12 protein-coding genes are annotated in these 12,787 nt (G+C 36.9%); 11 read left to right on the top strand and 1 reads right to left on the bottom strand.

Annotated features, from left to right (window positions below; genetic code table 11):
* Positions 1–53 precede the first annotated feature (53 nt).
* Positions 54–860 carry a M48 family metallopeptidase gene (locus E6H07_15235; GenBank protein TMI62759.1) on the bottom strand — a complete coding sequence of 269 codons (807 nt, stop codon included), beginning with the start codon at positions 858–860 and terminating at the stop codon, positions 54–56.
* A 478-nt stretch (positions 861–1,338) separates the two neighbouring features.
* Between E6H07_15235 and E6H07_15230 the strand changes: the two genes are divergently transcribed.
* The 11 genes from E6H07_15230 to E6H07_15180 all read left to right on the top strand — a co-directional run bounded on the left by E6H07_15230 (position 1,339) and on the right by E6H07_15180 (position 12,704).
* Entirely contained in the window at positions 1,339–1,719 is a 381-nt protein-coding gene (locus E6H07_15230) for a hypothetical protein (GenBank protein ID TMI62758.1), read from the top strand.
* 229 nt (positions 1,720–1,948) lie between these two features.
* A complete protein-coding gene (locus tag E6H07_15225) occupies positions 1,949–2,134 on the top strand; it encodes a hypothetical protein (GenBank protein ID TMI62757.1) in 186 nt (61 codons plus the stop codon).
* Between the two features lie 76 nt (positions 2,135–2,210).
* Positions 2,211–3,818, top strand: coding sequence for a DUF4476 domain-containing protein (locus tag E6H07_15220; GenBank protein TMI62756.1), 1,608 nt, complete (start codon positions 2,211–2,213; stop codon positions 3,816–3,818).
* A gap of 432 nt (positions 3,819–4,250) precedes the next feature.
* Positions 4,251–4,802: a ferritin gene (locus tag E6H07_15215; protein ID TMI62755.1), complete on the top strand. Its 552-nt coding sequence runs from the start codon at positions 4,251–4,253 to the stop codon at positions 4,800–4,802.
* Positions 4,803–4,830: 28 nt separating this feature from the next.
* Complete coding sequence (locus tag E6H07_15210) at positions 4,831–5,436, top strand: ferritin-like domain-containing protein (protein ID TMI62754.1); 606 nt, start codon at positions 4,831–4,833, stop codon at positions 5,434–5,436.
* A gap of 160 nt (positions 5,437–5,596) precedes the next feature.
* Positions 5,597–6,175, top strand: a complete 579-nt coding sequence (locus E6H07_15205; GenBank protein ID TMI62753.1) for an AraC family transcriptional regulator — start codon at positions 5,597–5,599, stop codon at positions 6,173–6,175.
* A gap of 27 nt (positions 6,176–6,202) precedes the next feature.
* Complete coding sequence (locus tag E6H07_15200) at positions 6,203–8,692, top strand: response regulator (GenBank protein ID TMI62752.1); 2,490 nt, start codon at positions 6,203–6,205, stop codon at positions 8,690–8,692.
* Positions 8,689–9,120 carry a response regulator gene (locus E6H07_15195; GenBank protein ID TMI62751.1) on the top strand — a complete coding sequence of 144 codons (432 nt, stop codon included), beginning with the start codon at positions 8,689–8,691 and terminating at the stop codon, positions 9,118–9,120. Before E6H07_15200 ends, E6H07_15195 begins: the two co-directional genes overlap by 4 nt.
* 237 nt (positions 9,121–9,357) lie before the next feature.
* On the top strand, positions 9,358–11,700 hold the full coding sequence (locus tag E6H07_15190; protein ID TMI63083.1) for a glycosyltransferase: 2,343 nt from the start codon (positions 9,358–9,360) through the stop codon (positions 11,698–11,700).
* A gap of 39 nt (positions 11,701–11,739) precedes the next feature.
* Positions 11,740–11,934, top strand: a complete 195-nt coding sequence (locus tag E6H07_15185; GenBank protein ID TMI62750.1) for a hypothetical protein — start codon at positions 11,740–11,742, stop codon at positions 11,932–11,934.
* Between the two features lie 98 nt (positions 11,935–12,032).
* Positions 12,033–12,704 carry a hypothetical protein gene (locus E6H07_15180; GenBank protein TMI62749.1) on the top strand — a complete coding sequence of 224 codons (672 nt, stop codon included), beginning with the start codon at positions 12,033–12,035 and terminating at the stop codon, positions 12,702–12,704.
* The last annotated feature ends 83 nt before the right edge of the window (positions 12,705–12,787 follow it).

Genomic DNA, 12,787 nt, shown 5'->3' with positions numbered 1-12,787 from the left:
ACGTTTTAGGTTTTCTTATTAAATATTATGCCATTCAATAGCCCAGGCTCATTTTATTTTTTAACAGGTGTATAGTATTTCAATGCCTGCGGCATATATGACCTGATATTTGCAATTCTTGTTTCATCCGAAGGGTGACTGCTTAAAAACTCTGGCGGCTTTTGCCCACCGGCAGCACCCATTCTTTCCCAAAATGGAATTGCTTCCTGGGGATTGTAGCCAGCCATAGCTGAAAAATATAATCCGTATTTATCTGCTTCTGTTTCTTCTTTGCGTGAAAAAGGTAACAAACCACCTACTGTACTTCCTACACCATAAGCAGTCATAAAAAGATTTTGTGTTTCGACTTTTTGATTTGCGAGTGCAACCTGCAAAGCAACACCGCCTAATTGTTGCAATAACGCCTGGCTCATTCTTTCGCTACCATGTTGTGCAACTGCATGGGCTATCTCGTGTCCTATTACTACGGCTAATGCCGCTTCGTTCTGTGTAATAGGTAATAAACCTGTATAGACTACTACTTTTCCGCCGGGCATGCACCATGCATTAGCTTCTTTATTTTCTATCAGGTTAAATTCCCACTGGTATCCTTCTAAAATAGCTGGTTGTCCGTTGTTATTATAATAAGCTGTAATAGCTGTAGCAATGCGTGAACCTATACGATACACCATTTCAGCATCCCTATTGACACTTGTATTGACAACTTTATTTGCGTTTAAAAAAGTTTTGTATTCCTCCTTGGCCATGGATTGTAATTCTGTTTCTGACACAAGGCTCAGTTGTTTGCGGCCTGTTACCATGTTTTCTGAACAACCGGCAATAAGTGAAGCAAGAAATAGTGTGTAAAATATTTTTTTCATTTTTTTGAATTTTGATCGATAAATTATATTAGCAATAAACAAAGATGGACTTCTTTGTTCGGAGGGGTGTTACACAACTTCAGAAATAAGTTACATGATTTACTGATTGTATGATCAATGAAAAAAATGTATAATGAGTAATACCAGGTATCCGGATATGTGAATTATATAACTTATTTCTCAAATCGTATAAGACCTGAATGCAGAAAGCATCTCATCTTTATTCTTCAATTAACAAAACTCCTGCAATCCTGATCCGGGTAAGTGGAAAAGGATTAAATCAACTTTTTTTAAGTATAATCTTGTTTTTTTAATAAAATAAATAATAACCGAACAGAGTATTTCTTAAGTTTTCCCGTAATAGCCTATAAACGGCCGGATCCTGCTTCTGTAATAACAGTGCATACAAGTGGCTTCCGGAATTTTATGCTTGCTTTTTATTTTTTTAATAACCGGGTTTCTAATTATAGTATTTTTTATGAAGTGGTATCTGTTTTCAATAGGCCTGGTCTTTTTTATCATCTACAGGAGTACGAGATCTGAAATAAATATACAGGGAATATGGAAAGGTGTTTATAGTATGAATCAGAAGAAGGTAGATGTAAAAATAGTTTTCGGAGAGAACAACAATCTCGAAATGTACAGTAGTGATATGAACAGTTCACGCAAAGCTACCGGCTCTTACACAATAAGTAATAACAACAAAATAGCCATTAACTGCAAATGGCCGGATGATAATCGTATTGCCTTTTCAATGAATGGGAGGCTAAGTCAAAAAAAAGATTTTGTAGATGGAGGCTGGGTGGCCGGGGATAATTTATCCGGCGGCTTTTACCTGGCAAAATCAGCATTAAAATAGTTCGGATCATTAAAGGTTTAAAGTTCCATTTTTTGCATTTTTTCTATCAGTAATTCGACAATTCGAACTACAAAAGACCCCGGTAACAACCGGGGTTTTTCATTATGTGCCCAATAAGTTTGTCGGCTTCCTTCCGGGTGTGAATGATGTAACTTATTTAAAAGGAAGTGTAACAGTTATGAGTTTAAACTAACTCAACTTTACCTGAATCAATCTAAAACTACTATTTATGCCTCTTCTTACCATTTTAATTGTACTAATCGTTGTAGGTGTTGCCTTGTGGCTGATAAATACTTATATCCCGATGGACCGTAAGATCAAAAACATTCTCAACATAGTTGTTGTGATTGTTGTGATCATTTGGTTGCTCAAAGCATTTGGGCTATTCGATTCACTGAAATCAATCAAGATATAATCAGCAGGCAAACTTATCTGTGCAAAAGAATGCAGTAAGTCGCTTTTACTTTAAATAAATTCTAATAAAATAAATCATGAAACAATTATCATTATATATCATCAGCATTTTAGCATCGCTGTCTGTGCTTGCTGCCCCTCCTGTTACTACAGGGTCTGTCACTATTACTGTAAACGGTAATAAAAATTTACAGGTAACATTAGATGGCAATAACTACAATCTTAACAACAGTACTATTGAAGGCAACAAAACAACAGTTGCATTAATTAATCTTGAAACAGGACAGCATACTTTACGAATTACACGTACCGATCAGAATACAAACAAATCAGATATTATTTCCATACAGTTTAACCTGAGATATGCATTTGAGATGCAAATAAAAGTAAACGGGAATGGTAGTTTGGAATTGATTGAAACAGGAAATAACGGAGACGGTGAGAACCAGGTTCCTATGACAACCATTAATTTTAATACCTTTTTAAAGAATGTAAAAGCTCAGCGGAATCCCAACCTAAGAAGATCAATGTTATCAAATGCTTTTAACAAGACTGGTAATTATTTTACTACTTACCAGGTTGCGCAATTGCTCCAACAGATTACTTCTGAAAGTTACAGGGTGCAATTAGCTAAATTATCTTATCATACAGTCACAGACCGCAGCAATTTTTATGAGTTGTATGATTTGATCAAAAGCCAGGCTGGAAAAGATGAAGTAGTAGCTTATGTAAATGATTTCTACGCTGCTGATAATTCATTTGTTGCAATGCCCGATGCCGATTTTAATACTCTCTACCAGGGAATTAAAAATCAATGGCCGGTGAATACCCAGATGAATTCCTTAACGAATACATTTAGTACAGCTAATAATCATTTCAGTACTTACCAGGCAAGTCAGTTGATCCAGTTAGTCAGTGCAGAAAGCAACCGTCTTCAATTGGCGAAACTATCTTACCGTACGATCACTGACCCAAGCAACTTCCAACAGATTTATAACCTGCTCAGCAGCCAGGCCAGCAAAAATGAACTGGCGGCTTATGTAAATGATAATTATGGCACAGGCAATAACGTAAATGGTGCAATGTCTGATGCCAACTTCAATAATTTATACCGTACTATTCAGCAGCAATGGCCGCTGAACACACAGATGAGTTCATTGACTAGTGCATTTAACGATAATTATTTCACCACTAACCAGGCAGTCCAGTTAATTCAGATAGTCCTTGCAGAAAATAACAGGCTTCAATTAGCAAAGTTGTCCTACCGGAGCATTACAGATCGTAACAATTTCAACCAGGTTTATGGTTTGTTAAGCAACGAGGCAAGCAAAAATGAATTGACAACCTATATAAATAATAATTACAGCACAGGTTACAATACGCATGTTGCGATGGTTGACGCAGATTTTAATATTCTTTACAAAGGTGTCCAGGCAAAATATCTTCCATTTGAAAAAATGAACTCCCTTACATCTGTGTTTAATAGCACGGCGAACTATTTCACCAGTAGCCAGGCAAAACAATTGGTTCAGTTGGTATCAAGTGAAAGCAACAGGCTTCAATTAGCGAAACTGTCATACCGCACAATTACAGACCGGAATAATTTTGTTCAGCTATATGAATTACTGAGTACTGCAGCAAACAAAACCGAATTAGAAAATTATGTAAAAGAATATAAAGAGTAGTAGACCGGGATTATTAATCATAGCAGATTTAAGACTGGCAGATATCAATAACTATTAATCCCTCTTTTCGATATAGCCACCAGTTTAACTGGTGGCTTTTACTTAAAATGTGTGAATTTTGTAACTTTTTTCAATAGGTATATAACACTGGAAGGTCTATATAAACTGAACTTTAGATTGCTTACTATCACTGATATACAAGATAAAAGATATGAGAATATTTACAAACGCAAAATTTACAGTAGCTGTGCTGTTTTCTATGGCATTGCTGATCGCAGCAGCTATTCTTGCTTTTTTCTTCTCCGGTTAATTATTTAAGATAGATCCAAACTGAATCAACAGGGTGAAGAATAATTACTCGTAAAAACGGAATGCCGGAAGAAACCCGGATGAACTAAGTGTACAGTCAAATTGAACTTACTTAATCAAATTATGAATACTAACAGACTATCAAAAACCCTTTCGGCTGCGCTGAATGCGCAAATAACAAAAGAGGCACATGCATCACAAATTTATTTATCGTATGCAGCATGGGCCGATGGCCAGGGCATGTCAGGTATTGCGAATTTTCTTTTCCGGCATGCACAGGAAGAACGTAACCATATGATGAAGATATTAGAGTACATTTTAAAAAGAGGTGCCAAAGTAGAGGTAACCGCCATCCCAGCCCCACCCGCATCACCAGTAAGTATAAACAATTGTTTTGAAAAAATATTTGTGCATGAAACAGATAATACTGCAGCTGTTTATAAGCTTGTAAAAATGAGTTTTGATGAAGAAGATTGGGCAACGTGGAATTTTCTGCAATGGTTTGTAAAGGAACAGATAGAAGAAGAAATGCTGGTGATGGACTTATTGGACAAAATGAAATTAGCCGGTGGCGAAAAAATAAGCAGTGATGCTCTATATTCCATGGACAGAGACATTGAAAAAAAATCCGGTGAGTCAAAGTTGGCGGAAGACGTAACAGCAGAAAATCCTTAAATAAAATCACAGTAACTAAATAAAAAAAATGAAAGATATAACTAAACAGTTTCCACTAAACGGAACATTTAAAAGAAACAAGCGAAAAGCAAAGAAGAAAGAACATGACCCTAATAAAGGACTTCGTGAATTATTTATTGATGAAATACAGGATATCTACAGGTCAGAAAAGGCACTCACCAAAGCTTTTCCTAAAATGATCAAAAATGCAACAGCAGTTTTATTGGTGGAAGCACTTATCGGGCATCTGGAGGCTACCCAAAAGCATGTAACAAAGTTAGAAGGAGCTTTCACTTTTACTGGCGAAAAGTCGGAAAGCAAAAAATGCAAAGCGATGTCGTATTTAATCAAGGACGCAAGATCAATAATGAAAGGTACTGAGGACGGAAAGGTAAGGGATGCTGCAATTATTTCAGCAGTTCAAAAAATTGAACATTATGAAATTGCAACTTATGGAACGCTTTGTTCTTTCGCTGATGCATTAGGCGAAACGGAGGCATCCCTTTTATTACATGAAATTTTAACCGAAGAAAAAGCAGTCAACGAAAGATTATCAGAACTTGCCGAGTTAGGTATAAATGCTGAAGCAGTAGCAGATAACCTTTCAGTATCGGAGCAAAAACAACTAGCTTAAAAAAGGCAATTAATACCTGCGCTGAACTGCCGGAATTCAATTAATGTGTGAATACTATAACCTTTTCGCATAATTATGTAACATTCTTTGACGAATAATGAGCCACCTTTAACGCTACTTTCAACAAAACAGGCTATATCTGAAAATTTTCATAAAACACATGGTAAGCAACCGCTGTAAAATGGTGGTTAAAGAAGAGCTGAAAAAACTCGGACTGCATTTTATTGTAGTGGATTTGGGAGAAGTGGAGATCATGGAAAACATTTCTGAGGAGCAGCGGGAGCAAATAAAAATTGCATTACGTAGTACAGGGCTTGAGTTAATGGATGATAAGAAAGCTATTCTGATCGAAAAAATTAAAAATGCAGTTATTGAAATGGTTCATCATTCAGATGAACTTATCAAGACAAACTTTTCTGATTTCTTAAGTGCCAAATTAAATCACGATTATACTTACATGGCCAACTTGTTTTCAGAGGTGCAGGGAATCACTATTGAACATTTTATCATTGCGCATAAAGTTGAGCGGATAAAAGAGTTGATCATTTATGATGAACTGAACATTACAGAGATCGCCTGGAAGATGAATTACAGCAGTATTGCTCATTTATCCAACCAGTTTAAAAAAGCTACAGGACTCTCTCCTTCTCATTTCAAACAATTGAAGGACAAAAGGCGAAACCCGATCGAAGAAATTGGTATTTCCCCTAAAGCTTTTGAGACAAAGGGAATAAAATAAGGTAAACGAATTTTATCAAGATAGAATATGGCTAAACTAAAAAAATCGGGTAAAGATGAGTTATTGGTAGCTCTTAAAGAACTTGCCTTTCAAAAGCAAGAGAAGAAAAAACTATCAGCGGAAGTGGTCATTATACGAAAAGAACTTGCCTTTCAAAAAAAAGAGAAAGGAAACAGAGCAGTAGAATTAAGTATTGCCAACAAAGAACTTGTCTTTCAAAATAAAGAGAAGGGAAAACGGGCAGCTGAGTTAAGCATTGCCAATAAAGAACTTGTCTTTCAAAATAAAGAGAAGGGAAAACGGGCAGCTGAGTTAAGTATTGCCAACAAAGAACTTGTCTTTCAAAACAAAATGAAAGAAAAACGGGCAGCTGAGTTAGTCATTGCTAACAAAGAACTTGTCTTTCAAAACAAAATGAAGGAAAAACGGGCAGCTGAGTTAGTCATTGCTAACAAAGAACTTATTTTTCAAAGCAAGGAGAAAGAAAAACAGAAAATTGTAAAAAAAGAACTTGAAGCGCACAGCAATTCTGCAAAATTGGCCTCCCAATATTCCCGTAGTCTTATTGAAGCAAGTTATGATCCATTGGTTACTATAAGTACAGAAGGTAAGATCACCGATATGAATGAAGCATTGGCGAACATTACAGGTTTGACAAGGGAAAAACTTACAGGCACTGATTTCTTTGATTATTTTACTGAGCCACATAGGGCCCGTGAAGTTTACCAGGAAGTATTCGCAAAAGGTTTTGTAACAGATTATCCGTTAACTATAATGGATCACAAGTTGACAGACGTATTATTTAACGGGTCTGTTTATAAAGATGAGGATGGAAAAGTGCTCGGCGCCGTTGTGGTAGCAAGAGATATTACAGAACAAAAAAGAAATGAAAAAGAATTGACTGAGGCAATTGTATTTGCCGAGTTAGCAACTGGAATTGCAGAAGAAGCAAAAAGTAAGGCTGAAAATGCTACGCAAATTGCGGAAGATGCCGTGAAAGCAAAACAGCAATTTTTATCCAACATGAGTCATGAAATACGTACACCCATGAATGCGATCATCGGGTTTACAAAAGTGCTGCTGAAAACAGAATTGTCGGCTAAACAAAAAGAATATTTAACCGCCATAAAAATGAGCGGTGATGCTTTAATTGTACTCATCAATGATATACTCGACCTGGCGAAAGTAGATGCAGGGAAAATGACCTTTGAGCAAACACCATTTAAGATGGCATTGTCCATCTCTGCCATGATGCATATGTTCGAACCGAAGATCCAGGAAAAAAATCTTAAACTGGTAAAAGAATACGACAGCAGGATCCCGGATGTGTTGGTAGGCGACCCGGTGCGATTGCACCAGATCATCTTAAACCTGTTGAGTAATGCTGTAAAGTTTACAACAAAAGGAAAAATTACAGTAAGTGTAAATCTACTGGATGAAGATGAAGAGTCAGTAAGCATTGAATTTGCAGTAGCAGATACCGGCATCGGCATAGAGGAAAACAAAATCGGGAGAATTTTTGAAAACTTTCAGCAGGCATCCAGCCATACTTCAAGACTGTATGGGGGAACGGGTTTGGGGCTTTCCATTGTAAAACAATTAGTAGAGCCGCAGGGCGGAACCATTAGTGTGAAAAGTAAAATTGATGAGGGCTCTGTTTTTAGTTTCATATTAAGTTTTCAAAAAACCAGCGCTGTGATTGAAGAAGAACCAGGAATTTCTGAACTGGATGCAACAGTAAAAAATATTAAAGTGCTGGTAGTAGAAGATATTGCTCTCAACCAGCTATTGATGAAAACATTGCTTGATGATTTCGGCTTTGAACAGGATATTGCGGCTAACGGAAAAATTGCTGTAGAAAAACTGCAAACCGAATCCTATGATATTATTTTGATGGACCTCCAGATGCCTGAGATGAACGGGTTTGAGGCCACTGAATATATTCGTAAGACACTGAAGTCAAAGATCCCCATCATCGCTTTAACGGCAGATGTAACAACTGTTGACCTTGCAAAATGCAAAGCAGTAGGTATGAACGACTATATTGCAAAACCGATTGACGAAAGAATATTGTATAGTAAAATAGCCGGGCTGGTAAGAAAGCCGGTACAAACAACACTTCATAAGCAAAAAGAAAGTGGAGAAGGTGAAAAAACAAAATGTACAGACCTTGCTTATTTGATCCGCCGTACCAAATCTGATCCGAAGCTGATGATGGAAATGATCTCACTTTACCTGGAGCAAACCCCGCCATTGATCATCGCAATGAAACAAAGTTTCCGGGATAAAGAATGGAATTCATTGTATGAAGCAGTACATAAAATGATCCCTTCCTTTTCAATAATGGGAATCAGCACGGATGTTGAGGCGATGGCAAAAAAAGTACAGGACTATGCCAGCTTACAGCAACAGGTGGAGCAAATACCCGGGATGATCTTACACATTGAAAATATTTGCTCAAGAGCATGCACCGAATTAACAGAGGAACTTTCCCGGATTAAAAACAACCAACCATGAACAACGAAAAAATTAAACTTTTCCTGGTAGATGACGATGCATTATTCCTGAAATCACTGGAAATCGAATTTCTTCATCACACCGATTTTACTGTTGAAACATTTGCCACAGGCGAACTTTGCCTGGAAAATTTATCGCATAAACCTGATGTAATCATTCTGGATTATCACCTGAACGGGATAGATAAAAACGCAATGAACGGAATAGAAACCCTCGACAAGATAAAATCGATCAATCCTGATATCCCTGTTGTAATGTTATCATCGCAGGATAAAATTGATGTAGCCGTCAGTTGTATGCACCACAGGGCTTTTGATTATGTGGTGAAAAGCGAAACAGCCTTTCTTCGTCTTCAAAAAAACATTACGGCCTTTTTTCACTACGAAAAAATAGAGAAAGAACTGAACTGGTATATGGCAAGGATGTAAATCTCAAATCCTGGTTCATGGCTATATGAATTATGTAACTTATACCTGAGATTGTGTAAGCCTTTTCTGCTTACTATAATTCACCTTTACTGCTCCTGAAGTTGATTCAATTACACCGGTTTTAGACAATTATTTGGATAATTCTTTCTAAACAAACAATTCAGGAATATTCCAAAAATGACAAATGAAGTTGCAATTTTACCAGTTAATAATCTTTTCATTGGCAGTTCGCACGGCATGACACCTGCAGGTACAAAAAGTGTTCAAAAGGTTCGTATCAACAGGATAAAAATTGAACAGCCTGTTTCCAACCCAATTGAAAAATTGCCCGGTATCTTATTTATAACTACATATCCTCCGAGGCAATGTGGAATTGCGACCTATTCACAGGATCTTATAAGCACATTAAAAAATAAATTTGATCATTCATTTGCCATTCATATTTGTCCGCTTGAATCAGAAAATGAAAATCATATTTATACAGATGAAATAAAATATATTCTCAATACAGGTCATGCAGACGCATTTATACAGTTAGCAAAGAGAATAAATTCCGACCCGGATATCCGGATGGTAATGGTCCAGCATGAGTTTGGGCTTTTTGAAAACAAAGAAGATGAGTTTCTGCAGTTTCTGCTTGCACTTAACAAACCTGTTATTATGGTTTTTCATACTGTAATACCACACCCGGATGAAGCATTAAAAACAAAAGTGCAAATACTTTCCGCTGCTGCCGCATCAATTATCGTAATGACCCATATTTCAGAAGGCATCCTTGTAACTGACTATGAAATACCCGGGGAAAAGATAGCAGTGATCCCTCATGGCACACACCTGGTATTGCATGCAGATAAGGAACTTTTAAAGAGCAAGTATAAATTAACGGGGAAAAAAGTACTATCCACGTTCGGACTGTTAGGCCCCGGAAAAAGTATTGAAACCACCCTGGAAGCATTACCTGCTATAATTAAAAAAAATCCAGATGTTGTTTTCCTGGTTATTGGTAAAACACATCCAACAATAATAAAACACGATGGAGAAAAGTATCGCTTAATGCTTGAAGCAAAGGTTTCAGCTTTGCATCTGCAACAACACGTACATTTTATAAATGATTATTTACCACTACCCGAACTGTTAGAGTATTTACAGCTAACCGATATTTATTTATTTACTTCACGTGACCCTAACCAGGCTGTAAGCGGAACATTCTCATATGCTATCAGTTGCGGCTGCCCGGTTATCTCCACTCCTATTCCGCATGCCCGTGAAGTGCTAAAGGATGATGCCGGGATAACAATAGATTTTCAAAACTCCATTCAATTAACCGAAGCTGTAAACAGGTTATTTGAGGATGAACAGTTGAGAAAAAATATTGGGTCAAACGGATTACACCGTATGGCATCTACTGCCTGGGAAAACGCAGCTATCAGCCATGCACACCTGTTTGAAAAGATCAGCGATGAACAAATTGAACTGAAATATAATTTACCTGTCATCAATCTTACCCATATAAAAAAAATGACAACTGGTTTTGGGATGATCCAGTTTTCAAAGATCAACCAGCCGGATATTGACTCAGGATACACATTGGATGATAATGCAAGGGCAATGATCGCAATGTGTCAGTATTATGAACTAACGGGAGATGAAACAGTAATTGAATATATTAATATCTACTTTAATTTTATAAAGTACTGTTTACAGCCCGATGGTTATTTTTTGAATTATGTAAGTGAAAAAAGGGTTTTTACAGAAGAAAATAATTCTACCAATCTTGCTGATTCAAATGGAAGAGCCATTTGGGCTCTTGGTTACCTGATCTCAATGAACAGATCACTTCCGCTAGATCTAACTGAAGATGCCGCTTTAACAATGCAAAAGGCAATGCTGAATGTAAATAAGATCTATTCGACACGGGCAATGGCTTTTGCAATTAAAGGATTGTACTACCGTAATAAAAAAAATAAAACGATCCGGGGAACATCGTTGATAAGGCAACTGGCAAACAGGCTGGTGCAAATGTACAAGCATGAAGCAGAGAGTGAATGGCAATGGTTTGAAAGTTATCTTACCTATGCCAACAGCATTATACCTGAGGCAATGTTATGTGCCTGGTTAGCCACCGGTGAACAGGTATATAAAGACATTGCAAAATCATCTTTTGATTTTTTATTGTCGAAGACTTTTGGAGAAAACAGCATAAAAGTAATTTCCAATAAAACATGGCTGCATAAGGAAAATACTGCGGTCTATGTTACTGCTGGTGGTGAACAACCTATCGATGTAGCTTATACTGTTCTTGCAATGCATAAATTCTATGATGTGTTTAAAGATGAGACCTACCTGCGAAGAATGGAAATATCGTTCAATTGGTTTTTAGGGAATAATCACCTGCAACAGGTTATATACAATCCATGCACCGGCGGATGTTATGACGGGCTTGAAGAAAGTTATGTAAACCTCAACCAGGGCGCTGAGTCAACTGTCAGTTACCTGATGGCACGATTAACAGTTGAAAAATTACTGGCTGAAAAACAAATAATCAGCCTCCAGGAGAAACTAACAGAAGCAATTTTTTAATCAGGAAAATAAAAATTATGTCGGTAAAATCTTTTACATATGAATATTAAACGAATTTTTGGCGCATTGCTTACCGTATTGGGGATTGTCGGGCTCATTTATGCGGCCGTTCTATTTGTAAACTCTCGCAACAGTACAGGGAATACCAAAGGACTAATAATCTACGGGGTTCTTGGTCTTATATTTTTTATCGCAGGCATCGGCCTGGTAAAAACAACAAAAGATGAATCATGAGTGACAACAAATAAAATATTTATGACAAGCTCACTTTTTTTGGTCCTGTCATAATGAAATCAAATTTTTCTTAACAAACAAACTATTAAAATTTTAAAATGAAAAAAAAGAATGTACTGATCGCTGCTGTTATTGCAGTATCAGGTTTCACCGCCTGCAAAAACTCTGCTACAGAGGCTCAGCAGGATGCAACAAATTTGAACAACTATGTCGATTCAGTGGACGGCCTTACCCCTGTTTATACATCAGCTAATTGGTCCGGACTAGACGATGGATACCAGGCAAGGGTAACTAAAACGAACAGCACAATGTCAGGACTAGAAGCATCGGATAAAACAAAATTGGAGGAAAGCAAGGTGCAATACGCTGTTTTAAAAACCACTTACGAAATTAAAATTAAAGAGGCAGAAGCAAATGCGGTCACAACACCGGATTTCAGACAGGTATTAAGAAATAAATTATTTGGTGAAGGTGTGGTTGGCTCGGACATGAGTTTTGGGTTTGCTACTGCAGAGAATTTATTGAGTATTTACAGAAATTTCGTAAATACAGTGGCTGAAAATAAAAATGAATATTCCCGTGAAGATTGGGATGAAATAAAAGTATTGTACGAGGCATTGGATACCCGGAAAAATACAGTTGAAAAACAACTTCCAGATGGAGATAATACAAAAATAGCAGGATTGAAAATTAAATTCTCCGCTATCAAAGCGACGCATAGAGGTGGTACAAAAGGTGCTGAAAATAAAGCAGCAAAAGAAAAAGCATAAGCATGTGATTTGTAATGATGCATTATTTCAATTAACATAAGTAAAGGTTGACACTTTTACTCTACATAAACAATAAAAAACAA

The sequence above is a fragment of the Bacteroidota bacterium genome, assembly GCA_005882315.1.
Taxonomy (GTDB): Bacteria; Bacteroidota; Bacteroidia; order Chitinophagales; family Chitinophagaceae; genus VBAR01.
This window is presented reverse-complemented; position numbering and strand designations above follow the sequence as displayed.